Annotated in this window: 26 protein-coding genes and 1 pseudogene; 8 read left to right on the top strand and 19 right to left on the bottom strand. The window is 37.3% G+C overall.

Translation table 11 applies throughout. From position 1 onward, the window contains the following. Positions 1-122: 122 nt before the first annotated feature. Both H4J50_RS12735 and H4J50_RS12730 read right to left on the bottom strand, forming a co-directional pair. Positions 123-1,166, bottom strand: a complete 1,044-nt coding sequence (locus H4J50_RS12735; RefSeq protein ID WP_182256837.1) for a FecR domain-containing protein — start codon at positions 1,164-1,166, stop codon at positions 123-125. Further along, a complete protein-coding gene (locus tag H4J50_RS12730; protein WP_182256835.1) occupies positions 1,163-1,738 on the bottom strand; it encodes an RNA polymerase sigma factor in 576 nt (191 codons plus the stop codon). Before H4J50_RS12730 ends, H4J50_RS12735 begins: the two co-directional genes overlap by 4 nt. A gap of 353 nt (positions 1,739-2,091) precedes the next feature. Between H4J50_RS12730 and H4J50_RS12725 the strand changes: the two are divergent. After that, positions 2,092-3,670 (top strand): annotated as a pseudogene (locus H4J50_RS12725) (sodium:solute symporter family transporter). A 131-nt stretch (positions 3,671-3,801) separates the two neighbouring features. On the opposite strand, the gene H4J50_RS12720 reads toward H4J50_RS12725, so the two are convergent. Both H4J50_RS12720 and H4J50_RS12715 read right to left on the bottom strand, forming a co-directional pair. Beyond that, complete coding sequence (locus H4J50_RS12720; RefSeq protein ID WP_108457489.1) at positions 3,802-4,746, bottom strand: response regulator; 945 nt, start codon at positions 4,744-4,746, stop codon at positions 3,802-3,804. A gap of 187 nt (positions 4,747-4,933) precedes the next feature. Then, complete coding sequence (locus H4J50_RS12715) at positions 4,934-5,425, bottom strand: NYN domain-containing protein (RefSeq protein WP_182256833.1); 492 nt, start codon at positions 5,423-5,425, stop codon at positions 4,934-4,936. Positions 5,426-5,685: 260 nt separating this feature from the next. On the opposite strand from H4J50_RS12715, the gene plsB reads away from it, so the two are divergent. Further along, complete coding sequence (plsB, locus tag H4J50_RS12710) at positions 5,686-8,130, top strand: glycerol-3-phosphate 1-O-acyltransferase PlsB (protein ID WP_239059034.1); 2,445 nt, start codon at positions 5,686-5,688, stop codon at positions 8,128-8,130. Positions 8,131-8,353: 223 nt separating this feature from the next. Here the strand turns inward: plsB and ubiA are convergent, their stop codons facing one another. Both ubiA and H4J50_RS12700 read right to left on the bottom strand, forming a co-directional pair. Then, positions 8,354-9,214, bottom strand: coding sequence for a 4-hydroxybenzoate octaprenyltransferase (gene ubiA, locus H4J50_RS12705; RefSeq protein ID WP_182256832.1), 861 nt, complete (start codon positions 9,212-9,214; stop codon positions 8,354-8,356). Positions 9,215-9,229: 15 nt separating this feature from the next. After that, positions 9,230-9,793: a chorismate lyase gene (locus H4J50_RS12700; protein ID WP_259366245.1), complete on the bottom strand. Its 564-nt coding sequence runs from the start codon at positions 9,791-9,793 to the stop codon at positions 9,230-9,232. A 355-nt stretch (positions 9,794-10,148) separates the two neighbouring features. On the opposite strand from H4J50_RS12700, the gene H4J50_RS12695 reads away from it, so the two are divergent. Further along, positions 10,149-10,529: a flagellar basal body-associated protein FliL gene (locus tag H4J50_RS12695; protein ID WP_108457492.1), complete on the top strand. Its 381-nt coding sequence runs from the start codon at positions 10,149-10,151 to the stop codon at positions 10,527-10,529. A 68-nt stretch (positions 10,530-10,597) separates the two neighbouring features. Here the strand turns inward: H4J50_RS12695 and glpG are convergent, their stop codons facing one another. The 4 genes from glpG to H4J50_RS12675 are packed head-to-tail and all read right to left on the bottom strand — an operon-like array spanning position 10,598 to position 14,041. Beyond that, positions 10,598-11,464 (bottom strand): rhomboid family intramembrane serine protease GlpG, encoded by an 867-nt coding sequence (glpG, locus tag H4J50_RS12690; RefSeq protein ID WP_182256830.1) that lies wholly within the window; start codon positions 11,462-11,464, stop codon positions 10,598-10,600. Then, entirely contained in the window at positions 11,464-11,796 is a 333-nt protein-coding gene (gene glpE, locus H4J50_RS12685) for a thiosulfate sulfurtransferase GlpE (RefSeq protein WP_108457494.1), read from the bottom strand. The genes glpG and glpE overlap by 1 nt, the downstream gene beginning before the upstream one ends. After that, the gene (gene tdh, locus H4J50_RS12680; protein ID WP_182256828.1) at positions 11,796-12,824 is read right to left on the bottom strand and encodes an L-threonine 3-dehydrogenase; all 1,029 of its coding nucleotides are present in this window, start codon (positions 12,822-12,824) and stop codon (positions 11,796-11,798) included. The genes glpE and tdh overlap by 1 nt, the downstream gene beginning before the upstream one ends. Before the next feature lie 2 nt (positions 12,825-12,826). After that, positions 12,827-14,041, bottom strand: a complete 1,215-nt coding sequence (locus H4J50_RS12675; RefSeq protein WP_108457496.1) for a glycine C-acetyltransferase — start codon at positions 14,039-14,041, stop codon at positions 12,827-12,829. A 178-nt stretch (positions 14,042-14,219) separates the two neighbouring features. Here H4J50_RS12675 and H4J50_RS12670 point away from each other — a divergent pair, with 178 nt between their 5' ends. Beyond that, on the top strand, positions 14,220-14,648 hold the full coding sequence (locus H4J50_RS12670; protein ID WP_108457497.1) for an Lrp/AsnC family transcriptional regulator: 429 nt from the start codon (positions 14,220-14,222) through the stop codon (positions 14,646-14,648). Here H4J50_RS12670 and H4J50_RS12665 read toward each other — a convergent pair whose 3' ends face one another. Continuing rightward, the gene (locus tag H4J50_RS12665; RefSeq protein WP_182256826.1) at positions 14,649-15,476 is read right to left on the bottom strand and encodes a hypothetical protein; all 828 of its coding nucleotides are present in this window, start codon (positions 15,474-15,476) and stop codon (positions 14,649-14,651) included. Between the two features lie 174 nt (positions 15,477-15,650). Here H4J50_RS12665 and waaA point away from each other — a divergent pair, with 174 nt between their 5' ends. Beyond that, positions 15,651-16,943 (top strand): lipid IV(A) 3-deoxy-D-manno-octulosonic acid transferase, encoded by a 1,293-nt coding sequence (gene waaA, locus H4J50_RS12660; protein ID WP_182256824.1) that lies wholly within the window; start codon positions 15,651-15,653, stop codon positions 16,941-16,943. Between the two features lie 22 nt (positions 16,944-16,965). Here the strand turns inward: waaA and H4J50_RS12655 are convergent, their stop codons facing one another. The 3 genes from H4J50_RS12655 to H4J50_RS12645 all read right to left on the bottom strand — a co-directional run bounded on the left by H4J50_RS12655 (position 16,966) and on the right by H4J50_RS12645 (position 19,215). Continuing rightward, complete coding sequence (locus H4J50_RS12655) at positions 16,966-17,565, bottom strand: PepSY domain-containing protein (RefSeq protein WP_182256822.1); 600 nt, start codon at positions 17,563-17,565, stop codon at positions 16,966-16,968. A gap of 98 nt (positions 17,566-17,663) precedes the next feature. After that, positions 17,664-18,107, bottom strand: a complete 444-nt coding sequence (locus tag H4J50_RS12650) for an NUDIX domain-containing protein (RefSeq protein WP_182256820.1) — start codon at positions 18,105-18,107, stop codon at positions 17,664-17,666. A gap of 19 nt (positions 18,108-18,126) precedes the next feature. Beyond that, a complete protein-coding gene (locus tag H4J50_RS12645) occupies positions 18,127-19,215 on the bottom strand; it encodes a glycosyltransferase family 9 protein (RefSeq protein ID WP_182256818.1) in 1,089 nt (362 codons plus the stop codon). Between the two features lie 48 nt (positions 19,216-19,263). Between H4J50_RS12645 and H4J50_RS12640 the strand changes: the two genes are divergently transcribed. Then, the gene (locus tag H4J50_RS12640; protein WP_220466200.1) at positions 19,264-20,019 is read left to right on the top strand and encodes a 3-deoxy-D-manno-octulosonic acid kinase; all 756 of its coding nucleotides are present in this window, start codon (positions 19,264-19,266) and stop codon (positions 20,017-20,019) included. 40 nt (positions 20,020-20,059) lie between these two features. Here H4J50_RS12640 and H4J50_RS12635 read toward each other — a convergent pair whose 3' ends face one another. Beyond that, positions 20,060-20,719: a TetR/AcrR family transcriptional regulator gene (locus tag H4J50_RS12635; protein ID WP_108457502.1), complete on the bottom strand. Its 660-nt coding sequence runs from the start codon at positions 20,717-20,719 to the stop codon at positions 20,060-20,062. Between the two features lie 172 nt (positions 20,720-20,891). Between H4J50_RS12635 and H4J50_RS12630 the strand changes: the two genes are divergently transcribed. Beyond that, the gene (locus H4J50_RS12630) at positions 20,892-21,275 is read left to right on the top strand and encodes a nuclear transport factor 2 family protein (protein ID WP_182256816.1); all 384 of its coding nucleotides are present in this window, start codon (positions 20,892-20,894) and stop codon (positions 21,273-21,275) included. Positions 21,276-21,364: 89 nt separating this feature from the next. Further along, positions 21,365-21,853: a pantetheine-phosphate adenylyltransferase gene (gene coaD / locus H4J50_RS12625; protein ID WP_108457504.1), complete on the top strand. Its 489-nt coding sequence runs from the start codon at positions 21,365-21,367 to the stop codon at positions 21,851-21,853. 215 nt (positions 21,854-22,068) lie between these two features. Here the strand turns inward: coaD and H4J50_RS12620 are convergent, their stop codons facing one another. The 4 genes from H4J50_RS12620 to H4J50_RS12605 form a co-directional block, all read right to left on the bottom strand. Next, the gene (locus tag H4J50_RS12620) at positions 22,069-22,395 is read right to left on the bottom strand and encodes a hypothetical protein (protein ID WP_182256814.1); all 327 of its coding nucleotides are present in this window, start codon (positions 22,393-22,395) and stop codon (positions 22,069-22,071) included. A 207-nt stretch (positions 22,396-22,602) separates the two neighbouring features. Continuing rightward, entirely contained in the window at positions 22,603-23,472 is an 870-nt protein-coding gene (mutM, locus tag H4J50_RS12615) for a bifunctional DNA-formamidopyrimidine glycosylase/DNA-(apurinic or apyrimidinic site) lyase (protein WP_182256812.1), read from the bottom strand. A 197-nt stretch (positions 23,473-23,669) separates the two neighbouring features. Beyond that, positions 23,670-24,485: a bifunctional DNA-formamidopyrimidine glycosylase/DNA-(apurinic or apyrimidinic site) lyase gene (gene mutM / locus H4J50_RS12610; RefSeq protein WP_182256810.1), complete on the bottom strand. Its 816-nt coding sequence runs from the start codon at positions 24,483-24,485 to the stop codon at positions 23,670-23,672. A gap of 93 nt (positions 24,486-24,578) precedes the next feature. Continuing rightward, positions 24,579-25,496 carry an Abi family protein gene (locus H4J50_RS12605; RefSeq protein WP_182256839.1) on the bottom strand — a complete coding sequence of 306 codons (918 nt, stop codon included), beginning with the start codon at positions 25,494-25,496 and terminating at the stop codon, positions 24,579-24,581. Positions 25,497-25,722 lie beyond the last annotated feature (226 nt).

The raw sequence follows: 25,722 nt of genomic DNA, 5'->3' as shown, positions 1-25,722 counted from the left end.
GACATGTTATTTCCTTCCCGAGTTTTATAATTATTTTGTTTAGTTACTTTTTTTGTAAAAATTTTGCAACTTAACTTAAAGAGCTCGAAGGTATAAAAATCCGTAAAGTTTTTTTAATTAATTTAGGTTTTTATTTTTTTAGTCAATAATATTTTATTTGAATCAATGCGTTGGGACTGAATATTAAATGATAACTCTATCGCTTCAATTAACGCTTCGCTATCGCCTAAGTCAAAACGCCCACTCATTCTTAGTGCGTGTAGCGAAGGATCTTTTAATACAATAGTGATGTCGAGATAGCGATTAATTTCTTCGATAACATCAAACAATGTTTCATTATCAAAAATTAACTTGCCATCAAGCCACGAAAGTTCACGTTGTAAATTTTCTGTTTTAATATGCGTTAAAATTGGCGTTTGGTTATTGTTAGCAATAACTTTCTCACCTTTTACAATAAAGACATCATCTGCTTGAGCTATTGTATTATTCAGCTCTTTAATATCAGACAGTGGGGTATCAGTAGCCACTTTTGACATTTTAACTTTACCATCCGTTACGGTTACTTGGATGTTCTCAGACTTTATATGCACAACAAATTTTGTTCCAATTGCCTGAACTAAGCGATCACCGGCATAAACAATAAAAGGACGATTAGGATCGTGAGCGACGTCAAAAAGCGCTTCACCTTGAATAAGCTTTATTATGCGCTTGTCTTTAGAAAACTCAGTTTCAATCACCGTATTCGTATTTAAGTGAATAATTGAACCGTCAGCAAACGTGGTATCGAGTTGCTGGCCAATTACAGTCGCATATGAATTTTTCTGCACACCTTCAGGCACAGTCAACCAAAGTAAAACAGCTAAAAAACTCACACTTGCCGCTAACATCAACGGTTTAAAAACAGGGGTTAATATTGGCCATAACGATATATTTTCTGAACTACCTTCATCGGTAATCATACTTAAGACTTCGTCCATATCATTCCACACATCAGCCATTGCTTTTAATGCAACTAAGTGGCGTTTATCTACTGCTAACCATGCTTTAAAGTCTTTTTTAGCTTGTCGAGATAAACTCCCATTATCTAGTCTTACCAACCAAAGCGATGCTTCGTCGTCAATACTATTTGAGGTATGAAGAGGAACTACTTTATTACTTGAATTCATTTTCTACTTTCCTCGTTCAACTTATTAAGCACAATGGCTTGTTTGGACTCGTTTACGTCGTATCCTTGAGCATAAAGAGACTGCTTACATTGCTTTAAGCCTTTGGCTATATTTTTTTCAACTGAACTGACGGATATATTCATTTTTTTAGCTATTTCTTTATGACTTAAACAATATAATTTTCTTAAGAGTATCGCTCGGCGATTTTTTTCAGGTAATGCGTTTAATACTTCCAAGAAACGTTCAAATTTAAGTTTTTGGTATAATTCTTTCTCAACCGTATTATCAACATCACTCTCAAGTAAGGCTTCATCAATTTCATTATCTATTTCTTTCGATTGCTGCGTTAACTTCTTCAGCACCAAATTTCGTGATACAACAAATAAATAGCCTTTAGGAGATTTTATTTCTTGTTGAGCATCAGATTGTAAAACTCGAATAAAGGTTTCTTGTAAAATATCATCAACATCTTGCTGCTTTACGCTCATTTTCATAATTGAGCGCACCAACCCATCTCTACATGATTGAAAAGCTTCAAAAATTCTATTGTTTGGCGGTGTCTTTGTTGGCATTCAATATGTCCAATTACCTAGGCTACTATTAAAGAGTGTGTTTACGGCCTAATCCATAAAAAATTTTAATTTAATATTCGATAATAACCTTTTTATCCTTGTCTGCATAAAATATTCAACAACAAATCTACGCTTAATATTGCCAATGTTATTAACATTAAGTTTAGCGTTAATGCACATAGTAGCCTTTGTCATAAATGCTTTAATTTTTACCTTAAAAATCAGACTTTAAGGAAGTTTTAATTTTAAATTTAAGTTTCTTAATAAATGTTTATGGATTATTCCGCCAGTAAACTCTTTATCGATACATTGGCTTATTAACACTATTAAAAAATATAACGGTGGGTATTACTTTGGAATTTGAAACACTTTTCTCTTTAGGGCTTTATTTTTGTGCCATGATCGGCATCGGCATATATGCATATAGAAAGACAACCAACGATGTTTCTGGCTATATGTTGGGAGGACGTAGTTTAAGCCCTTCCGTAACAGCATTATCAGCCGGTGCATCAGATATGAGTGGCTGGATGCTGATGGGCTTACCTGGTGCTATGTATATCGTAGGGATCAGCAGCTTGTGGATTGCGATAGGCTTGGTGATTGGTTCATTTTTGAATTATCTCGTGGTTGCTCCTCGTTTACGCACATATACTGAGTTTGCTAACGACTCGATTACATTGCCTGATTTTTTTGAGCATCGCTTTGAAGATAAATCTCGCGCACTCAGGTTAATTTCTTCCATTGTTATCATTGTTTTTTTCACCCTCTATACCTCATCCGGCATAGTCGCAGGCGGTAAGCTATTCGAAAGTTCATTCGGTTTAAACTATGAATTAGGCTTATATGTAACTGCAGGCGTGGTGGTTTCCTATACTTTATTTGGTGGCTTTCTTGCGGTAAGTTTAACCGACTTCGTGCAAGGCTGTATTATGTTCATCGCCTTAGTTGGTGGTTTCCTATACTTTATTTGGTGGCTTTCTTGCGGTAAGTTTAACCGACTTCGTGCAAGGCTGTATTATGTTCATCGCCTTAGTTTTAGTGCCGGTTGTTGTTATTAATGATGTCGGCGGATTAGCAACAGTACATAGCAGTATTCAAGAAATGAATCCCGAATTACTCAATATGTTTAGTGGTATTGGTATCGTTGGGGTAATTTCTGCCATGTCTTGGGGTTTAGGGTATTTCGGGCAACCCCACATTATTGTCAGATTTATGGCTATTCGTTCGGTCAAAGACATACCCACTGCTCGACGTATTGGCATGAGCTGGATGATTGTCGCGATATGCGGTGCAATGGCTACTGGGTTTGCGGGTATTGTTTATGTTAAAAATACCGGCGTTGCATTAGAAGACCCTGAAACTATTTTCATTTTGTTGTCACAAGTTTTATTTAGCCCTTTAATATCTGGATTTTTACTTGCCGCCATTCTTGCCGCAATTATGAGTACCATATCATCGCAACTACTAGTGACCTCAAGCTCATTAACGGGCGATTTTTATCATACCTTTTTGGATAAAAAAGCCAGTGATCAACGATTAGTATTAGTAGGAAGAATATCGGTACTGATTGTCGCTTTAGTTGCGGTTTATTTAGCGTATGATCGCAATAGCTCAGTATTAGACTTAGTCAGTAATGCTTGGGCTGGCTTTGGTTCAGCATTTGGGCCTGTGGTCATTTTGAGTCTTTACTGGAAAAAAATGAATCGTAACGGCGCGCTTGCGGGTATGGTAGTTGGTGCTGTCACGGTATTAATCTGGATTTATGCGCCCATCACAATCAATGGTCAGTCGTTAAGTGCCAGTATTTATGAAATAGTCCCTGGGTTTATTTTATCGACAATCGCTATTGTGGTAGTCAGTAAAACTACCGGAAATGTTTCCCCTTCAATTGAAAAGTTGTTTGATAAAGTTGAAGTTATTCACTCTCAATAAATAAAAAAGGGATAATATAAGTAGTATTTATACTTATATTATCCCTGCATTGCTCAATTTTATAAATGAGATAGAACGTGATGATTAATAATTATTAAATGTAAATAACCATCACTGTTTTGCAGCTCATATTAAGCTATCTTTAAATAATCTTTAATAATTTCAGCACCAGTATCAGCTTGAATAGGCTTAAATATAAAGCCTGAAATGCCTTTACTTGCACAGCTTTGTATCAGCGCTTGATCAGTAACTGATGACAACATAACCACAGGCACATTACTGCCATTAGCGCGGATATTAGCTAATGCTTCATCGCCATTCATGTCACTCATCACCACATCCATAAACATAAAGTCAGGTTGTTGCTCTTGCACCATAGTAACGGCTACCGAACCATCGTCAGCTTCAATCACATTGTTATAACCTAATTGTGCTAAATAGCGTTTAAGTGCTTTGCGTATCATGCCGCTATCATCTACTAATAATATTTTACTTTCGAGTGGTAATACATTGGTATGTGGGTTGCTAATACCTGTACTGGCTTCGCGTTTGATACCTATTGATTGATATTCAACTTTACGGATCAGTAAGTTAAAGTAATAACGCCCTACGCCTTCAATAGTAATAGGCACGGTAATAACTTCGGTAACACCGGCTAAATATTTATCCATGTCATTAACATCATGAACAAAGTACGGGCTTGAAAATTTATAATCTAAACTATAACGGCCATGTAGATCAGTTGAGCGACCCACGATGGTGTTGCCCCATTCTGCTAGCGCATGACTTAGCTCTTCATTAATTTCAGTGAACTGATATTTTTCTTCAAACATGTGCTCACAAACAGAGTTACCAATGGCGATAGCTGTTTCTGGGTAATGATGCATCATAATTACGCCATCTAAACCACCTGTAACTTCAGAGCATACTGCATAGCCTTTAAAGCGAAAGTCATCAACATTATCGACAAAAGCTTCCCCAGCTTCACCAACCAAGTTCGTCATTGCTTTTAAACTGGCAAGTGACTCATTGATAAATGGGTATAAAATAACTTTATATAGCGCTTCTACTGACATGATATTTCCTTGTTTATAATTATTTCTATGACAATTTTATGGGTACAATACTAAGCCCAAACAATAAATACAAATTTAGCTGACTTTTGATGAAAAGCATCTTGTATTACAAAATATTTTGCATAATATGCTAAGTAACAAATGCTGAGCCTGTAAAGTTGAGAGCAGGTTAAAAGCTTTTAACCTCTTATAACAAGAGATTCCTATCGATAGGGAAAAACTCACTCGCGGCATTAATTAAAGACTGCGCCGTTAAAGCTGTGACACCATAAACATGCGTTTTTATACCATCACGTGACATAACTTTTTTCAGTAATAAATCAAAGTCTCCGTCACCAGAAAGCAGTATAACCATGTCAACATCGGGAGCCGCTTCCATAACATCAATCGCTATACCCACATCCCAATCACCTTTAGCTGAGCCATCTCTTCGTTGAATAAACGGTTTAAGCTTCACATCAAAGCCGATATGTTTTAACGCTTTTTGGAATTTATGTTGTTGGTCGTCGCTGCGTTGTATTGCATAAGCATTGGCCAGAACAATATCCCCTTGTTGGCTAATTTGCTGCCAAAAAGCACGATAGTTAAATTGCTGTTGAAAAGTGTCACGCGTGGTGTAATAAATATTTTGTACATCTACAAATATAGCAATTTTTAATGGTTTAGGGCTATTTTGCATAAGTTTCCTATCATCTTAATGAAGTATGGCTTGCCAATACTTCGTTTATTTCTTTATATTTCATTATAGTACTTGGAATAAGTATTTTTAGCAGTTAATTATTAACGAATAAAACTACTCATCGCTAATCAGAAAGAAGTACGGGTATAATAACCGTTATAAAATTGAGTTGAGCGCTTAGCCAGACAAACTTTACAGGGAATCAGAGTTAACTTGATGCTAAGTGTTATCATAACCAGTCAAATAAAGCCGAGTAAAACATGATGTTAGCCATTCGTAAGTTCTTTTATTTATTATTACGCTTACCGATAAAATTATTGGTGCGTTGCAAAGTTGTTGCCGACGAAATAATTAATTCAGATCAACTAACTCCTGAGCAACCGATATTTTATGTCTTAAGGCATCAATCAGCCAGTGACGTATTATCACTGCGCACCGCTTGTAAAAAAGCGAATTTACCTGATCCTTTAACACCGGTTAATATTGATGGCGAAACCTTATCTCGGTTACTCTTTTTAGAAAAATCTAAGGCGTTATTTAATTGGCGCAAACCACAAAAAACGACGGCAATCGCGCAAGGATTTGAACTACTGAACGCTCACGCTAATAACGAAGCCTTAGACGCACAACTGATTCCAGCTAATGTTATTTGGGGTCGAACGCCAACCAAAGAAAAAAACAACACTAATGTCGGTGCGTTATTAGCTGATCAAGAATCACCTACCTGGTTAAGAAAGTTCTTTATCGTATTATTTTTAGGTCGCCATACCATGGTGCGCTTTAGTGAAGCCATTTCATTTCGACATATGGCTGATAAACATGGCAGTACTGAGGCCAGTGCACGCAAATTAATGCGCATTACCCGCATTCATTTTCACCGACAAATTATAGCGGCCACAGGCCCTAGACTGATGCATCGCCAGCAGATGTTTGCTAATTTAATAGTAAACCCCGCAATAAAACGTGTGATTAGTGAAGAAGCTCAAAGTAAAAATATTACTGAAGCAGAAGCTAAAAAGCAGGCATTAGCCATTATGGACGAAATTGCCGGTGATTATCGAGATGTAACGGTTCGATTTGGTGAGCGTATTTTAGGCTGGCTATGGAATCGACTTTATAACGGTATTGAAGTGAATAAAGCTGAGCGGTTAAGAAACTTAGCACAAGAGGGGCATGAAATTATCTACGTACCTTGTCATCGTAGCCATATGGATTACTTACTCCTTACTTACGTCATATTTCAACAAGGCTTAGTTACACCGCGTATTGCAGCAGGTATCAATTTAAACTTTTGGCCAGCTGGTCCAATTTTCAGAAAAGCAGGGGCCTTTTTTATTCGTCGTAGCTTTAAAGGTAATCGTCTTTACTCTACTATTTTTCGTGAATATTTAAGTTTACTTTTTGAACGTGGTTATTCGGTAAAATACTATTCAGAAGGTGGGCGCAGCCGGACCGGACGTTTACTTTCACCAAAAACTGGCATGCTAGCAATGACCATTCAAAGTATGCTGCGTGGGATTGACCGACCACTGACCTTAGTGCCGGTATACCTAGGTTATGAACACGTGATGGAAGTGGGTACTTATCACAAAGAGTTGAGTGGTAGCCAAAAGAAAGGCGAGTCAATTTTTGGTGTGATTAAAGCAATTCGAAACTTACGAAATTATGGTAAAGGCTATGTTAACTTTGGCGAGCCGATTAATATTAATCAGTTTTTAAATAATCAGGTGCCTGACTGGAAACAAGCTATTGACCCTATAGACCCACAAAAGCCTAAGTGGTTGAACCCTTGCGTTAATGTACTAGCTCAGCAAGTTATGACTTCAATTAATCAATGTGCGGCATTGAATGGGGTTGCCTTAGTCTCTTTGATTTTACATGCCACAGAAAACAAAGCATTGACCAAAGCCGAGTTAATAAGCCAGCTTGATTTCTTTATCGAATTACAACGTGCTGCGCCGTATCATACAGAATTAACCATTCCAGATGAAACCGGAGCTGAGCTTTTAGAGCATGTCATATTATTAAATAAAGTCACCATCAACCAAGACAGTTTTGGTGACATTATCTCGTTAACAGAAAGTGCAATCTTGGAGCTGCGCTATTACCGCAACAATATTATTCACACATTCATACTGCCATCACTGGTTTGTCGTTTATTAGAGCGTAATGCAAAAATTAGCCAAGAGAGCTTACTCAGTCAAATTCAGCGCCTTATAGAGTTACTAAAAACAGATTTATTTTTATGGCAAGCAGCTGATGACATAGCGCAGCAAGTCCAAGCCGTTTGTCAGTTCTTAGCTGATAAGGGCATCGTAAAACAAAGTAAATCCGGCGCTTGGTCATTATGTAGTGATGATGAGAATAGAGCTAAAATTCGTTTAATTGCTGAATGTGTTAACGAAACCATGCAACGATTCGCCATTATAACCTCATTACTGGGGCAATTAGCGCCGATTAAAAAATCTGAGTTAATTGAAAAGGTTGTTGCTATTGCTCAACGCTTATCGGTATTAAATGATATTAGCGCACCAGAATTTATTGATAAAAAGGCTCAATCGACCTTAATTAGTGCGATGAAAGACCAAGGCTATATTGAGCTAAATGACGATGATAAGTTAATAGATAGCAGCACATTAGGTTTATTAAAAAGCTCAGTCAGTAACTTAGTCGATATAGAAGTTTTACAAAGTATTGTGCGTTAAGGATATAAAAGCTAAACAGTCACCTTGTAACTTATTCCATGACCAATCCACTGGGTTGGTCATGGATATCTATAATACGCTACCTCGAACAGTGCTATTGTCTAAAAGTAAGAGCTAAAGCTTTAGCTATTACTCTCCACAATGCCACATATTAACAACACATTTATGTTGTGCGCTTAGCGTTTTGTCGCTTAACAAGTACGGTGATTTAGAGTACTTTGAGCTAAAGGTATTCTATTGTTACACCAACAAATATAATTAAACCTACATAGTGATTATTCAAAAAAGCTTGAAAACAGCGATCACGATCACGCCCTGAAATTAAAATTTGTTGATAACAAAAAAATCCTGCCGCAATAACTAACGACAACTGATAAAGCCAACCAAAGGCTAAAATATCACCGACTGTAAATAATAACGCTAAGGTCATTAACTGCAGAAATAAAATAATGCGCTTATCATTTTCACCAAAAATAACCGCGGTAGATTTAACACCTATTCTTAAATCGTCATCACGATCAACCATAGCGTACATGGTGTCGTAAGCAACAGTCCAAATAACGTTAGCTGTAAATAATAACCAAGCCACCGCAGGTATTTGACCTTGCTCCTGCGCAAAGGCCATGATCATACCCCAGCTAAACGCGGCGCCTAATACTACCTGTGGAAAATGGGTAATGCGTTTCATAAAAGGGTAACTGGCTGCCAGACAAACGGCAACAACAGACAGCATGATGGTGTAATCGCTTAAAGTAAGGACTAAAGAAAAAGCCAATAAAATAAAGGTAGCGAATAATTGTAAAGCTTCGCTGCCTGATAGAGCACCCGTTACCAACGGTCGGTTTTGTGTGCGCTTAACTTGGCCATCCACTTTGCGGTCGGCATAGTCATTTATAATACAGCCTGCACTGCGCATGAAAAAAACACCTAAACTAAAAATAATTAGCATATGCAATGACGGCCAACCATCTGAGGCAATCCATAACGCCCAATAAGTCGGCCACAACAACAAGTATGTACCAATAGGCTTATCCATACGGGTAATTTGTTTAATCGCAGTTAGTTTTTGGGTGAACTCACTCACTGTAGTACCTTTTTATTATTTATATGCAATGGCGTTAGGTAAAAAAACCTCTGCCACCATTAATGGTTTTTCATCAAGCACAAATACCGAACGTCTTCCCCAAAGTATGAGCTGACTTTTTTGCAGTGATAAATAATCTGCAAGTTTAGCGACACTAGAATCTTGATCAAATTTGGCTATTTCAATCTTTTTACGTTGTAAATCAGGATGATTAAACAATACTTGCCCTAAAGACTGTGTGCCCAAATGGGCTAGCTGTTGTTGAGCACCCGTTAACGAGCACAAAGGTAATAAACTGCGAGCAAATACTTGTGCTATATCATCACAGTACAATAAAACTTCTCTGACCAATACTTGCTCACCAGCAACAATGTCATTATTGGCCTCTGCAGCACTACAAGCTTCGATTTTTTGTCCGAGTAGTTCGACACGAAAATGCTGGCTATGAGACTTCAAGCGAGCCGTTAATGAACTAGGGTCAAGTAACCAATCGCGTAAGTTATTAGCAATAGAGACACTTTGGGGTGGTTGCCAATTGGCCACCATATGCACAGGGAATAATGAATGTTCTATTGTCATACCTGAAAACTATTTCACCTTAAGACGGGTAAATAAATATTGATTAAACAACGCTAAACGCTTTTTCGATACGTTTATTATTAACAGCGCATGCATCACGTTGTATCAAGCAACAGCAGCGTTATTTAACGAAAAGCGAGGTATGATAGCGTTTAGTAAGACAAAAATACAGCTTACTCCCCGCTTTCAAAACAGCAATTTATAGCCAATAAAATTTGGCTCACCGGTTGAACCTGATAAAAATAGGTAAATAAATCAGCGCATGATCAAAATTCGAGTTATCATTTAATAGTAATCAGCCTATTTAACTGCTTAACATAAATAGATAACTTATTTTTAATTTGAGTTTTAGTGTATGAAAACATCCCTTATTTTAATACTAGTCCTGTTAAGTTCGACTTTTGCTAAAGCTGCAGATTATGCCTACTTTGGTTTCGAACCTTCTATTGTGACTAATTACGTCGCTGTTAAGAAAAAAATGGGCTATGTTCGCCTAACAGTTGAGTTGATGATAGAAGATGCCAACAATTATGAAATTGTTGAGCATCATGCGCCACTTTTGAGAGATGCCATTATTAATATTATTGGTCAGCAGCCTGAGTCAAACATAAAATCAATTAATGGTCGCCATGAAATACAGCGTTTGTGCGAAGATAAAGTCAAAGAATTACTGGAAAAAGAGACAGGTAAGCCGTTAATAAAAAAACTTTTGTTTACCCAGTGGTTAGATAATTAAACTCTGTTCAGCTAAACAGCAATTAAAATAAACTTTTTAATTGCTGAAAAATTAAAACACACTGATTGTTATGACGTGTGTTTTTTTTCTTTTAAAACTTGAATATAAGCCACCATACAACCACTAAGCAAGCCTAATAAATGGGCAGTGTTTGCAACATTAATCGGCATTAAACTCGTGTAACCTAACAGTAGCCAAAACAACATAAAGCCGATAATGGGTTTAGACAACGACAGACCTTTTTCCGGCATTAGCCAGCCAATAAACCACACATAGCCTACCAACGCATAGACTACTCCGGATAAACCACCAAAGTTTGCTCCACCAACATAAAACTGCCCAACATTAGAAAACAAGGCAGAAATAATCAGTAAGTTAATTAAACTGAATTTACCCATGGTACTTTCAATCGAACCACCTAACTGCCACCACCACATGGTATTAAAAACAATATGTAACCATGAAAAATGAAAGAAAGCAGGCCCTAATAATCGGTGAGGGGCTTGTATAACGGCGTCAAAACTAAGTTGAGGATAAAATTGTAAGTGATGAAATAAAGTATTTCCCCAGCCTAAACTACTGCCAATAAAAACCAACCAACATAGGGTGAATACGACTAAGGTAACAATGCCAGCATGAGAAAAAAACTGGCTCTTAAAGCTACTTAATAACGCAGGAGAATTAGAGCTAACCTCAGTAACATTACCGCTTTGCCATGCTGCTTGCTGGTATTTAGCCTGATAAGGTTGAGCGATGAATTGCTCAAACTCTTGTTGAGCAAAATCAACTTGGTCAGATTGACAATAAATCACAAAGCCTGCATCTTCACTTTTAACCTGTGCTTGAACCTGCATTGTTTTGAGGTAGTTACAAAAAAGTAAGGCAATATTGTGTTGCGTTACTTTCACTAAAGGCTGCAGGTTTTGCTCTATCATCAGCTTTCAACAACGTCCGGGTGTTGTAATTGCCAATCAGTATAGCCACCATCCAAAGAATACACTTCGGTAAAGTCTTGACTGATCAAAAACTGCGCCGCTTGCTGACTTGAAATACCGTGATAACAACACACCACTACAGGTTCGTCTAAATCAGCGGTACGCAAAAAATCAGGTAAGCTGTCATTACTTAAATGTATGGCATTGGGAATATGCCCCGCCTGAAACGAGGCTGGATCGCGAATATCAACCACCACATGTGTTTTATCAGTTAGTACTTTATGCAGTTCACTGATTTGCATATGTTTAAAATTTTCTTCGCTATTTGACATTATTTTTCCCAGTTTAAAATTACTTTACCCGATTGTCCTGAACGCATGATATCAAAACCTTGCTGAAAATCATCAATATTAAAGTGATGAGTAATAATTGGCGTTAAATCTAAGCCTGATTGAATCAAACTAGCCATTTTATACCAAGTTTCAAACATTTCGCGACCGTAAATACCTTTAATGGTTAACCCTTTAAAAATAATTTTGCTCCAGTCTATCGCCATATCTTCACCTGGAATACCGAGCATGGCAATTTTTCCGCCATTATTCATGTTGGCTAACATATCGGTAAATGCCATCGGAACACCTGACATTTCCATGCCAACATCAAAACCTTCGGTCATACCTAAGTCAGCCATAACATCTGATAGCTTTTCTTTAGTCACGTCAACAGCTCGTGTAGCGCCCATTTTTCGAGCCAAGTCTAAACGGTATTCATTAACGTCGGTTACCACAACATGGCGAGCACCAACATGCTTTGCTACCGCAGCGGCCATAATACCAATCGGGCCAGCGCCAGTTATTAAAACATCTTCACCGACTAAATCAAATGATAACGCCGTATGCACAGCATTGCCGAACGGGTCAAAAATAGCGGCTAAATCATCTGAAATTTCATCTGGTAATTTAAAGGCATTAAATGCCGGTATAACTAAATATTCAGCAAAAGAGCCCGCGCGATTCACCCCAACACCGACAGTATTACGGCATAAATGCGTACGACCACCACGACAATTACGACAATGACCACAGGTAATATGGCCTTCACCTGAAACACGATCGCCTAGTGAAAAACCTTTAACTTCTTGACCAATACCAACCACTTCACCCGCATATTCATGACCCACAACCATAGGAACAGGAATAGTTTTTTGTGACCACTCATCCCAGTTGTAAATATGAATATCCGTTCCACAAATAGCCGTTTTCTTAATTTTGATTAACAGATCGTTATGGCCAATTTCTGGCTTCGGCGAATCTGTCATCCAAATACCTGGTTCAGCTTTTAATTTTGCTAATGATTTCATGTTTAGCCCTCAATCACGTTCATTTCTTTGCCTATACGAATAAAGGCTTCAATGGCTTTGTCTAATTCTGCTTTGGTATGTGCAGCTGATATTTGTGTACGAATACGCGCTTGCCCTTTAGGTACGACAGGGAATGAAAAACCAATCACATAAATGCCTTCAGCTAAAAGGCGATCTGCCATCGCACTAGCCACTTTTGCATCACCTAACATGACCGGAATAATAGCATGGTCAGCACCGGCACAAGTGAAACCTGCCGCTTCCATTTGCGTTCTAAAATATGCTGCATTGTCTTTTAAAGTTTTGCGTAATTCGCCACCATCAGCTAATAAATCAATGACCTTAATTGAAGCATTAACAATCGCTGGCGCTAATGAATTTGAAAATAAGTACGGACGCGAACGTTGACGTAACCATTCAACGACTTCTTTTTTCGCTGCAGTGTAACCACCTGAGGCACCACCCATTGCTTTACCAAGAGTACCGGTAATGATGTCAACACGACCCATTACATCACAGTACTCATGGCTGCCACGACCTTGTTCGCCGACAAAACCTACCGCGTGCGAGTCATCAACCATCACCATGGCATTATATTTGTCAGCTAAATCACAAACTGCTTTCAAATTGGCAATAACACCATCCATCGAAAACACACCGTCAGTAGCAATTAATTTAAAGCGCGCGCCAGCTTCATCAGCTTCGATCAAACGTGCTTCAAGCTCAGCCGCATCATTGTTAGCATAACGAAAACGTTTCGCTTTACATAAACGTACGCCATCGATAATCGAAGCATGGTTAAGTGAGTCGCTGATAATAGCGTCTTCTGGGCCTAATAACGTTTCAAACAAACCGGCATTAGCGTCAAAACATGAAGAATACAAAATAGTATCTTCCATGCCTAAAAAGGTACTTAACTTTTGCTCTAAGGTTTTATGAATGTCTTGCGTACCACAAATAAAGCGTACTGATGCCATACCGAAACCATGCTCATCTAAACCTTGCTTTGCCGCCGCAATTAACGACGGGTGATTAGCTAGGCCTAAATAGTTGTTGGCACAAAAATTAACCACGTTTTCGCCAGTATTAACCGCCATTTGAGGCTGTTGCGCAGTGGTTATTACACGTTCAGCCTTATATAAACCATCTTCTTTTACTTGGTTTATTTGCGAAGTTAAATGAGCATAAAAGTTATTTGTATTGGCAGAATTGGTCACGGTAATTCCTTAAAAAGTTATTGTCTTTCAATTGTCGTATTATCCGCCCACACAAGGTGATATGCAAAGTGACATTACGTGATAATTTGACCTTTTTTATAGTCAAATTGACATATCTATGTGTCAAAGTGTAATATCTTAGGCTGTATTTTGTATTTATATAGTTTAAGGGTTGTCATTGTTAACTGAAAAAGATGAAGAGTTATTATCAATACTGCGACTCAATGCCCGCGCCAGTGTTTCTGATATGGCAAGAGCAACCGGCGTTTCACGAACGGCGATACAAAATCGACTGAATAAGCTTGAAAACAATAATGTGATTGAAGCATACAGCGTGGTGTTAGGTAGCGAATACACGAGTGGGTTAATCTCTTCTAATGTTTCTTTAAAAGTAAATCCTAACTTGCGACAAACTATCTGCTTAGCCTTAAGAAAAGTACATCAAATTAGCCATATTTATTCCATTAGTGGGGAATATGACTTATTGGTAACAATACAAGCAAGCACATTAGAAAAGTTAAGCGAAGTACTTAATATGGTGTGTTCGCTTGAAGGTGTAGCTAGAACTAACTCTTCAATTATTCTTGATACTATTTTTAAACGCTGATCATTCAGGTAGTGTGGATAGCGTGCTATTTAACCAAATCGCAATATTTTCATTTAAGTAAGTCTGTTGCTTTAGCAAATAGTAACTTGATCCGTTACCTTTAAATGTTTGTAACACCGAATGCCTATCACCACTCCAATCGAACAACTCTTGTGCGTTAAGCATTGCTTCGGTGAGGTATTTGGCACTGAGCAAGTAAATGGGCATGTCGGGTAAGTGTTTAAATTGCTCTTTGTCGTCAACACTTAACTCTGGTGACAGCATAACCACACTCTTTAAAGCGATTTTTTGCGCTAAGTAAATCGCTTGGTTACTACTACAGCCGCTTGTTACTATGCTAATGCTTTGGTTATTATTCATTGTACGTTGTAAATATTGATATGCCGACAAAACATCACTTTCCCAATGCAGCATTAATGCCGCTAACTTCCCTTGATAGCTCACGATATCGTCAGCTTTTAATCGAATACTTTTATGGGAATAATCCTCGTTTTGACTTACACCAAACCCCCTTAAATCGAGAGATAAAACGAATAAACCTTGCTTAACAAGTGCGGTGTGTAAAGGCTGAAAATCTTTGGCTATATGTTGGCAATCATGCAGTAGCAATACACCACCAGACGTTGCTAAACCAACATTTAATTGCCCGGACAAGGTGAAATTATCAATGGCTGTTAACGTAACGGTTTTGCTTAATTTAGCTTCATGATTTACAACCAGTGATTGAGCGGCAGATTGCTGAGCAGTACAAAACGCTAGTAAACAGAAAATAAATTTCAATGCTGAGTATCTAGTGTTTCTATATCGATTAAATAGATAAATTTTCATAAGTTAAACTAAAACTCCATGTACAACGGAACAACCTTTACTGACCTAGTTAGCGAGGTAAGACAGTTATGCTAACAAACACTAAGCCTAGCTCTTTTATAACTTGCTTGATTTTTTTAAGCAAGATTTTAGGTATACTATTGATTATACAATATTGATATTTGAGCTCGTTAAGTGCGCTTTACTCTTGCTTTAGTTTTATACCGATTATTATTTTTGCTGCTAACACCACTACTGTTAGTCGTGTTATTGATCCGATCAATTAGTCAACAAGCCTATAGAAAGCGACTTCTTGAGCGTTTTGGCTTTATTGCGAAAAACTTAAAGCCCCATGGCATAGTTGTGCATGCGGCCAGTGTTGGTGAAATCATTGCTTTAAAACCGTTTATTTCGCAGCTACTGACTATAAACCCTGACACACCCATTACCGTAACCACATTTACGCCAACCGGCTCAGCTCAAGTACAAAAATTATTTGCTGATAAAGTGCAGCATTGTTACCTACCACTAGACAATATTTGTTCAACTACGCTGTTTTTAAATCGTTTAAAACCTAAAGCTATGGTTTTTATGGAAACAGAGTTATGGCCTAACTTAATTGCACAATGTAAAAATAACCATATTAAGCTGCTGTTAGTCAATGGGCGATTATCTGATAAATCAATGCGCAGCTATAAAAAATTCGCTTGGCTGATCACCCCTACAATACAAAAATTTGACAAAATATTAACTCAGAGCCAAGTCAACCAAGATAATTATTTAGCGATGGGCGCAACCCCTGAAACTTGTAAATTATCAGGGAATTTAAAATTTGATGTCTCGTTAAATATTGATATTAAGATTAAACAACAAGAACTAAAAAGCTTATTAACAGCAAATCGCAAAGTTTGGCTAATCGCCAGTACACACCCTGGCGATGAGGCACTCGCATTAAAAGCATTTGAACAAGTTAAAAAACAAGACAGCCAGGCCTTACTGATTATTGTGCCCCGACACCCCGAGCGTTTTGAGCAAGTTGCTAAGCTGGCGCATGATGCCGGAAACAAAGTACTAAAACGAAGCCAAAATACTCCAGTATCTCTTAATACCCATGTTTGGATTATTGATACTTTAGGCGAATTACTCGCTGCTTGCGCTTTAGCTGATGTGGTTACTATGGGGGGAAGTTTTAGCGATATTGGTGGCCATAACCCATTAGAACCTGCTTTATTCCAAAAGCCAGTTATCACTGGCCCAAATATGAGTAATTTCAAGGAGATTTTAGCGCAGCTACTTTCTGCGCAAGGCATAATTCAACTGCTTGAAAATGACGATATGCCCAGTACTTTAGCCAGTGAAGTATTGCGTTTGTTTACTGATGAAACCAGTGCCAAGGTATTAGGAAACAATAGTTACAAGGTTGTACTTGCAAACCAAGGAGCAACTGCCCAGTCTTTAACGGCATTACACACGTTAATTAAATCATAAGCCTTTAATATGTAATTAAAAGCTAAACACGTTGCTTAAGATAAATTCTCACACCTAAAACAGTTAACGAAATTAGCAATATCAGTCCGAATATACCTACCACTTGATTGAGTTCTTTGAACGGGGTCCATTGCAAATAGTGCACTTGGTAAAGTAAGTTAATTAGTTGAGTATCTTGGCCTTGCTGACTTAACCTTAGACTACTCCAATTAAGCACTACCTCAACACCTGTATTAGTTTTCGCCGTGAAGCCATCAGTACTGATTATATCGCCATAGCGTGCCTGATTATCAGTAAAGGCATCATTGATAAGTGTTTCAAGCTGTAAGGTTGTCGGTTCAGGCATCGCCAGTAAAGTGGTGGGATCAAGGTGCTGACTTTTGTTGTTGGCTTTAACAATAAGGTGCTCACCTAACACTGTTTTCACTACCCTAACTTCTTGCCAATTATCTTGAGGAATAATCGTTATAGGCCCACTCAGCGGGTAGGTTTTAACTGATAATTGCTCATAAGCACCTTGGTAACCAGGTTTAATAAAAAATACTAAACCAGTGAATGTCCAGCCTAACATTGGTAACACTAAAATAAGACCGATCAATTTATGTAATTTTCTACTTTTCATTACTCTGCTTCTTCATTGATATATTTCTTCATTAATACTTTTATTAGTTACTGATTAATTAATCCGTACGATGCAAAGTACATTAATGCGTTTAATCGCTATGCTTTAAGGCGCTCATCAGCAATTTCTTGTAATAATACTGGGTTTGAAAAGTCGGCCTGCTTATCTAGCGCTAGCGGAATTAACCACTGTAAATTTGGGATGATATTACGCGGTAACTGAGTCAAATCAATAATATGCACTTGCTCTTGTTCAATGGTTTTAGCGCTAAAGGCAAGATCAGAGTATGCAAAATACATGTCTACATCATAGCCATTAGGCCGATATATTTTCGCATAGTGGGTCCAATCGGCTGATTGGGTGGTAACACCCGTTTCTTCAAAAAACTCGCGAACCATGGCAGCTATTGAGGCCTCGTTGGTTTCTATTTTTCCACCTACACCATTAAACAATCCGTTTTGCCATTGCGGATTAATTTTTTTAATTAACACGACATGACTAGCATCTTTTGAAAACAAAAAGCCGGTAACATACTTTTTCATACACATCCTTATGTGTGAGTTAACGCATTTCTGGATAGTTGTCGTGAATTACCCGCTCAATGGTTTTTTTAACATCTGCAATGCTAATTTGCATCATTAAGTCTTTACCTTTAGCACGAGTGCCCCAAGGTAATTGATCAATACTTTGCTTATATTGCAGCTGTATTGCGGCAGCGTAGGCACTAACCACATATTGAGGATACAAATACGGGCCTGTGCGCTGAGGATTACTGTGAGCATATAAACCAACAACGGGTGTTCCTACTGTAACCGCCATATGAGCAGGCCCAGTGTCAGGAGCAATAACTATATGAGCGAGTTTTAATACGGCTAATAATTGTTTTAAACTGGTTTTGCCGACTAAATTTTGTATTTCATTATCACCTTGACTAAATTCACTGCGACTAATGATAGCTTCAGCAAGCAGTTTTTCCATGGTGGTTGGTCCGCCACAGATAAGCACTTTAAAACCACGCGCACTCAGATGTTCAGCCGTTTGAGAATAACCTTCAGCATGCCAATTACGCTCAGCTTTACTTGCTGCTGGGCATATCACCGCAATCGGTTTACCTGCAGCATTGCCAGCGCTGAGCTTTTCACTGGCCCATAACTGATCGCTATCTGCTAATGGCATATTCCATAATGGCGGTGAAACTTCTAAGCCTAAGGCTTTTGCAAAGCCCATAAAGCCATCTAATACATGCGGTTTTTTTTGCTTGGCTATTTTTTTATTACTGAATAACCATTGCCCTTCTTTTGCACGTTGAGTGTCAAAACCAATTTTTACTTTCGCCGAAATACATAAACTCGCGATACTGGCTCGCAAAGCCACTTGCATATGCAGTAAAACATCAAATTTATGGCCTTTAAGGGTTTGCCTTAAATCACGAAAGCCCTTTAAACCGGCTCGTTTATCAAAAATAATAAACTCAACACCAGATAGATCCTGCAATAAGCTCGCTTCAATCTTACCAATTACCCAGGTAATTTTGGTATTTGGCCACTGTCGCTGAATATTTTGTACCATAGCAACCGCATGACACACATCACCAATGGCTGATAATCGTAATAAACATAAATTTTTCGGAGCAGATATTTGACCCAGCATAAAGGATTCACCACAATAGGAGCAGAAATATAATATAGGTCTATTATCTTGAACAAGCCCGCAATTGTAAAACCCTGTAATGAAAAAACTTTACAACAAGGCAATATTTATTGTCGATATAACAACGATGAAATTAGTGCTTTTGTGCCTGAAATGCTTGATGGTGATTATTGGCAAGAAAAAAATGCCATTGTTGGCAGTGCACAAGGTCGCGGTACTACTTGGTTTATAGCGACACCGAACAGCACTGGTATCATGCAAAACTGGGTTTTAAGGCATTATTATCGAGGCGGCCTTATTGGCAAGGTAATTAACGACCTATACATTTTTACCAGCATAAAAAATACTCGTGCGGCTCGCGAATTTGATTTATTAATAGCAATGCGGGCATTAGGCCTACCTGCACCTAAACCTATCGCTTTTCGAATAAGTAGGCATGGTTTGTTTTATCGTGCAGATTTATTGTCGTCACGCATTGAAAACGCCAGTGATTTGGTCGCTATCCTCAGTAAAAATGAAGTTAACGACAACCTTTGGCAAAATATTGGTAAAGTAATAAAGGCTTTTCATCAACAAGGCATTTATCATCATGACCTAAATGCACATAACATTTTAATTGATGATAAAGACAAAGTTTGGCTTATTGATTTTGATCAAGGCCAAACAAGAAATAATCAAATTAAGTGGCCAGAAGAGAATATGGCAAGATTACTTCGGTCATTTCGCAAAGAAAGTCATAAAATAGCGAATTTTCAATGGCGCGAAAAAAACTGGCAAGCGTTATTAAACGGTTACCAGTCTTAAAGTAGATTGCTGCTCTGCTTAACAGAGTTATTTTTAATCGTTACGCTGTATTTAATAAACTATCTTGGCAACGTTGACGGTACATAGCACGGGCTTCTAAGAATTCACTTTTAGCCTCGGTACTAATGTATGGATGAATAATAACTAATATTTTCAAAACGCCTTGATAGAAAACAGCATCATTAATTTCATTGTCATTATTTTGTGTTTGATAAAAGCTTAACCAAAAAGTATTTACTAAGCGTAAAATACTAACGATATCAGGTAAGTCTTCATCTGAAAAATCCATCATTTTCGCATCACGAAGCGAGAGTAACAACTCACTTACACGCTGAGCAATAAAGCCTTGTACTTCAACATATTTATCGTGTAATAAAGGGTTTTTTGCTAACAATACCGGTAAGTTACTGTAGAAAAAGCGAAACTTCATCATTGCCTGAAATACCACATCCATATACAAAAGAATAGCGTCTAAAGGCTTTACGTCAGGGCTCACTTCCGGCATCGTTTCTATTAACAGATTACGAGCATACTCCTCATAAATTGACAGTATAATGTCTTCTTTATTTCGGAAGTGGTAGTAGAGATTACCAGGGCTAATACCAAGATCAGCGGCAATGTGGTTGGTGGTAACATTACGCTCACCCTGTTCATTAAATAATACAATGCTAGCTTGAATTATTTTATCCCGAGTTTTCATGGATACTACTTCTTGTATTTGTGGTCAATTATTTTTCTATCATACTATCAAAAATCATCAAACTTAAAGTATTTCGAGTAAATACTTTAAGTAAATTTAATCTTGACAGATGTCAAATTTGATTGCACCTTATGTAAAATAGAATACAAACTAATCAAAAAGGACATAAACAATGCTTAGTAATTGGCATACACTGATAAAAAACAAGGCAGTTTCTCAGGTTTCTACCTTACTGGCTGACGACGTAACTTTATATTCACCCGTTATTCATTCACCAATAAAAGGTAAAGAAATGGTTAGCATGTATCTAACGGCAGCCTTTCATACTTTTTTAAATGGTAGCTTTAATTACGACCGAGAGTTTTTAAGCAATAACGCCGCCGTACTAGAGTTTTCTTTAAAGATACAAGATATAGATATTAATGGTATCGATATGATCACATGGAATGAGCAAGGTAAAATTACTGAGTTTAAAGTCATGATCCGCCCATACAAGGCGCTAAATATGATAAATGATCAGATGACTGCGATGTTAGATCAGCTAAAAAATAGTTAAGCGTGTATTTTATAGCGTACTGATTTTTTTGAAATTAGCCGCATCAACACTTACAATAGATTTTTATTCAGATAACATCATCGAAAATTATGGCCATTAAAGCAATTTATCCAGGTACGTTTGACCCTGTAACCAACGGACATGCCGATTTAATAGAACGGGCAAGTCGTTTATTCAGTGAAGTTATTGTTGGTATTGCTGCGAGTCCTAGCAAGCAACCACTCTTTGATTTAGACCAACGCGTGGCTTTACTTCAAGCAGTTACACAACATTTACCCAATGTGACGGTAGTCGGTTTTAGCGGTTTATTAATAGACTTTGCCGAAAGCTATCAAGCGAAGGTACTTATTCGTGGTCTACGCGCCGTTTCTGATTTCGAATATGAATTTCAATTAGCCAACATGAACCGACGCTTAGCCCCTGACTTAGAGTCGGTATTTTTGACACCAGCTGAAAAAAATTCTTTTATATCATCAACTTTAGTAAAAGAAGTTGCGCTACACAATGGAGATGTTAGCCAGTTTGTTCATCCTGCTGTTAAACAGGCGCTTGATAACATTATGCTTAAAAATAAATAAGTAGAAAAGAAAACCCTAGCTATCTTGCTTGAAAGTTTAGGCCTATTGTTGATATAAGTAAGCTAATTTATACAATTACTCTTACTTTTATCAGCTTACGCTTAATCAACAATTTTATTTTCTAACGACATTATGATTGGTTTACAAATACATGTTTGCCGTTGTATTAAAAAATGCTAAAACCTTCACCGATCTAAAGCTAAAGTCGACTTTACTTACTGGCGTTGCTTACCATTTTTATTTTTCATATTAGTTATCTTACGCGCAATATCGAGCAGATCAGGTGAAATATCTTCGCTTCCAGCTTTAATTAATTTACTAACATCACCCGAAGAAAATAGTGAACCACGTTCAGACTTAACGCCTAGAGAACGAACAAAATCTTTTGTTTTTCCTGTGCTGCCCGTTTCAATATATTTAAACACAACTTGTTCATTAAAACTTTGCGGCTCTGTTTTTAGGGTCGTTATTTCGGCATTAATTGCTTGAATTTCTGACTCTAGATTAGCGATTAACTCAGCAATATTTTCGTAAGGTTTCATTCAACTATTTAACTCTTGTTGGGTGTATGACCAGGTTAATTGCGCTTATTTTACCAATGTCAGCATTGCGCATAACCGTTTCGTTTAAACATCATTATAACGTGAATAAAAGTTAGGAAGTAGCTTTAGCGTTAACTACTTTTCAAAGGCTAAAAAACGTTAGCAGTCAAAAACCTTCAACACAACATAAAGCAATATACTGCATGACTACTTAGCTGATTTAGTTGTTTTTTTCGGCTTTTTATTCACTACTTTCTTTGGTATTACTTGTACTTGGCAAGAAGGACAAAAAACAGAACTACGGTTCGATTGTCGAATTTCTTCTAATATGGTTTGGCACCCATCACATTTTTCACCTGCTCGTCCGTAAACAAAAAGTTTTTGAGCAAAGTAGCCAGGCTTACCATCCGCCTGCGTAAAATCTTTTAAAGTTGTTCCTCCTTGCTCGATAGCAGCGGCTAATACTTGCTTAATAATGTCGGTTAGTTCATTAAATTTTTCTTCACTAATACTATTAACCAAAGTGGCAGGATGAATACTGGCGATGAATAAAGCTTCGTTCGCATAAATGTTACCTACGCCGACCACTACATGATTATCCATCAAGAAGGTTTTAACGGGTACTTTGCGATTACCTGCCTTGTTAAATAAGTGCCCGTAAGTAAAATCTTCCGTTAACGGTTCGGGTCCTAACTTAGTGAGCAACCCTTGCAGATCGTGATGTTCAGGAAACCATAATACCGCGCCAAAACGACGAGGATCATTCAACCTCAACATTTTGTCGTTATCAAATAACATTTCAAAATGGTCATGTTTAGCGGCAGGAACATGCTCTTCTAAAATTCGCACCGAACCCGACATGCCTAAATGCAATAATAAAGTACCTGTAGAAAACCTTAATAATAAATATTTTGAACGCCGTTCTATTTTTTCTAAAGTTTGGCCAACAACACTATGTACTTCATCAGGTATAGGCCAGCGAAGTTTAGGATTACGTATTATCACTTGGGTAACTTTTTGATTAGCAATATGGGGTGTTATTCCTAATCGGCAGACTTTAGACGGTATACAACCCATAAATTTGTACCTGCTAGTACAGTGAGTGACGGTTGCTCATAATTCAAAGGAATAAAGATAATAATCACCAACAAAAAGCAAGTACGATTTAAAAGTACATTATTTTTTCTAAATTTTAGTAATAGTAATTACTAATTTAGGTACAAAAAATTATTCTACTGAGACTGTGGTCGAATCTTTATTACACGCCTAAAAATTTATTTATTTTGACATCGAGGACAATAGACTGTTGCTCTGCCTGCTTGTTTAATTTCTTGCAATTTTTCTTTGCAAACGAAACAGAGCATACCACCTCGACCATAAACTAATAATTCTTGTGCGAAGTATCCTGGCTTACCATCTGATTGAGTGAAGTCTTTTAAAGTAGTACCGCCTTGCTCAATCGCATGCGCTAATGTTTGTTTAATATGTGTGGTTAATTCTATATAACGCTTTTTAGATACTTTTCCTGCCTGCTTCCTTGGATCTATTCCCGCTTTAAATAAGCTTTCATTCGCATAAATATTGCCAACACCAACGACTATATGATTGTTCATCAAAAAAGTTTTTATCGGAACTGTCTTTTTACGGGACTTCTCATATAAACAATCATCTGTAAAATCAGAAGATAATGGCTCTGGGCCAAGTTTTATAATTAACGGATGTTCGTTAATATCTTCTGTAACCCATAATACAGATCCGAAACGGCGAGGATCATTGAGCCTCAAAGCTAACCCGTTTTCTAAAACCAAATCAAAATGATCATGTTTGGTCACCAGGGTGTCTTTATCAATTACCCTAATAGTGCCTGACATGCCTAGGTGCAGCATTAATATACCTTTCGAAGTCCCCAGTAAAAGGTATTTGGCACGGCGATTAACAGAAATAATTTTTTCACTACAAATTTCTGAAATCGTCGGAGTAATTGGCCAGCGCATCTTGGAATTACGAACTACGACTTTGCTAACAATTTGATTTAAAACATGTGGTTCTATACCACGCTTACAAACTTCTACTTCCGGTAGCTCTGGCATAATTTAACTAACTGTCCTCATTTTTTGTATTCATAAATTTTCTTATCAAAAACCTATTTATTGGCAATAAAATAAACCTGCTCCTATTTATAATTACACACGAGGCTGGTTTATACCTAAAACTACGGGAGCTTTTTTATTACCTGTAATAAAAAGAACTTCATTTGATAAGTCTGGGGTAATATATTTTTTAAATTCTCGTTTTATTTTAGTCCGAGAAACCTTGTTTGATATTTTATCAGGATTAACAAAACCATAAAAACCATCATGAGAACATAGCTTTCTGAAGTCTACATCTAGTTGCCCTTCGATAAAGCTCTGGTATCGGTCTTCAGACATCCAACGAATAATTGTTAATACTTCATCGTAAGCCTTTTCCAATAAACTTAAACTGGTGTTTAAGCCATAAACTGGCTTGGAGTAATCAGATTTACCCGTTGAATCTAATTGGTAAAACTTCCAAATAGGTTCATGATGCGACATCCTATTGCGTAAGTCTTTAACTCGCCTTAAAGTGGCTTCAATTCTTAACCGCTTTGGTTTGTGTGGTGTATTAGGAAAAACATAAGGCAACAAATTAGGCCATAACAGTTTTTTATTTGTCACATCTTCATAATCACTACCTAATGCCGACACCCAATATCCAAATGTTAATCTGCTAATCACGTCATCATGTAATATTGGTATTCTATTTTCTCTGTGTAAATCTTTGATTACTCCTAAGACGGCTTGCTCAGCAAAACTTTTCTTTTTTCTTGTTACTCCATCAGGCTTCAGCCATTTATCACGACTTTTTTGAGACATTTTTTTGATTTTAGAGTTTTGAATATCGGTTGCCATATGCTCAAACCACCAATCCTTTCCTAAATATTTTCCATTATGATGTAATTTTACAGATTCATTTAATGCGTTTCTGAGTGTAACTTCTAGTGTCTGCATTACCGGGTAAATAGAGCCACATAATGCTTTATTCCAATAATAGGCTCGGAGTACTTCATCTTCATTTTTTATTTTTTATTTTTTATTTTTTATTTTTTATTTTTTATTTTTTATTTTTTATTTTTTATTTTTTTTTTTTTTTTTTTTGTTTTTACTCATATGTATTACGGCGTGTCTATGATCTAAATTGCTTCATTCTTTTTTTATTTCTCTAAATTCGTAATTACCATTTTGACTTTTATAAACTTAATGTAATAATTACTTGATTATTCACATTATCACTTCCTTTCCTATCCCC

The sequence above is a fragment of the Colwellia sp. 6M3 genome, from assembly GCF_014077595.1.
In the GTDB taxonomy this organism is placed as follows: domain Bacteria; phylum Pseudomonadota; class Gammaproteobacteria; order Enterobacterales; family Alteromonadaceae; genus Cognaticolwellia.
This window is presented reverse-complemented; position numbering and strand designations above follow the sequence as displayed.

Bases quoted from the DNA above. Each gene is read 5' to 3' on its own strand.
- H4J50_RS12735 (WP_182256837.1), bottom strand. From the start codon at position 1,166: ATGAATTCAAGTAATAAAGTAGTTCCTCTTCATACCTCAAATAGTATT.
- H4J50_RS12730 (WP_182256835.1), bottom strand. From the start codon at position 1,738: ATGCCAACAAAGACACCGCCAAACAATAGAATTTTTGAAGCTTTTCAA.
- H4J50_RS12720 (WP_108457489.1), bottom strand. From the start codon at position 4,746: ATGTCAGTAGAAGCGCTATATAAAGTTATTTTATACCCATTTATCAAT.
- H4J50_RS12715 (WP_182256833.1), bottom strand. From the start codon at position 5,425: ATGCAAAATAGCCCTAAACCATTAAAAATTGCTATATTTGTAGATGTA.
- plsB (WP_239059034.1), top strand. From the start codon at position 5,686: ATGATGTTAGCCATTCGTAAGTTCTTTTATTTATTATTACGCTTACCG.
- H4J50_RS12700 (WP_259366245.1), bottom strand. From the start codon at position 9,793: ATGACAATAGAACATTCATTATTCCCTGTGCATATGGTGGCCAATTGG.
- H4J50_RS12695 (WP_108457492.1), top strand. From the start codon at position 10,149: ATGAAAACATCCCTTATTTTAATACTAGTCCTGTTAAGTTCGACTTTT.
- glpG (WP_182256830.1), bottom strand. From the start codon at position 11,464: ATGATAGAGCAAAACCTGCAGCCTTTAGTGAAAGTAACGCAACACAAT.
- glpE (WP_108457494.1), bottom strand. From the start codon at position 11,796: ATGTCAAATAGCGAAGAAAATTTTAAACATATGCAAATCAGTGAACTG.
- tdh (WP_182256828.1), bottom strand. From the start codon at position 12,824: ATGAAATCATTAGCAAAATTAAAAGCTGAACCAGGTATTTGGATGACA.
- H4J50_RS12665 (WP_182256826.1), bottom strand. From the start codon at position 15,476: ATGAAAATTTATCTATTTAATCGATATAGAAACACTAGATACTCAGCA.
- H4J50_RS12655 (WP_182256822.1), bottom strand. From the start codon at position 17,565: ATGAAAAGTAGAAAATTACATAAATTGATCGGTCTTATTTTAGTGTTA.
- H4J50_RS12650 (WP_182256820.1), bottom strand. From the start codon at position 18,107: ATGAAAAAGTATGTTACCGGCTTTTTGTTTTCAAAAGATGCTAGTCAT.
- H4J50_RS12645 (WP_182256818.1), bottom strand. From the start codon at position 19,215: ATGCTGGGTCAAATATCTGCTCCGAAAAATTTATGTTTATTACGATTA.
- H4J50_RS12635 (WP_108457502.1), bottom strand. From the start codon at position 20,719: ATGAAAACTCGGGATAAAATAATTCAAGCTAGCATTGTATTATTTAAT.
- H4J50_RS12630 (WP_182256816.1), top strand. From the start codon at position 20,892: ATGCTTAGTAATTGGCATACACTGATAAAAAACAAGGCAGTTTCTCAG.
- coaD (WP_108457504.1), top strand. From the start codon at position 21,365: ATGGCCATTAAAGCAATTTATCCAGGTACGTTTGACCCTGTAACCAAC.
- H4J50_RS12620 (WP_182256814.1), bottom strand. From the start codon at position 22,395: ATGAAACCTTACGAAAATATTGCTGAGTTAATCGCTAATCTAGAGTCA.
- mutM (WP_182256812.1), bottom strand. From the start codon at position 23,472: ATGGGTTGTATACCGTCTAAAGTCTGCCGATTAGGAATAACACCCCAT.
- mutM (WP_182256810.1), bottom strand. From the start codon at position 24,485: ATGCCAGAGCTACCGGAAGTAGAAGTTTGTAAGCGTGGTATAGAACCA.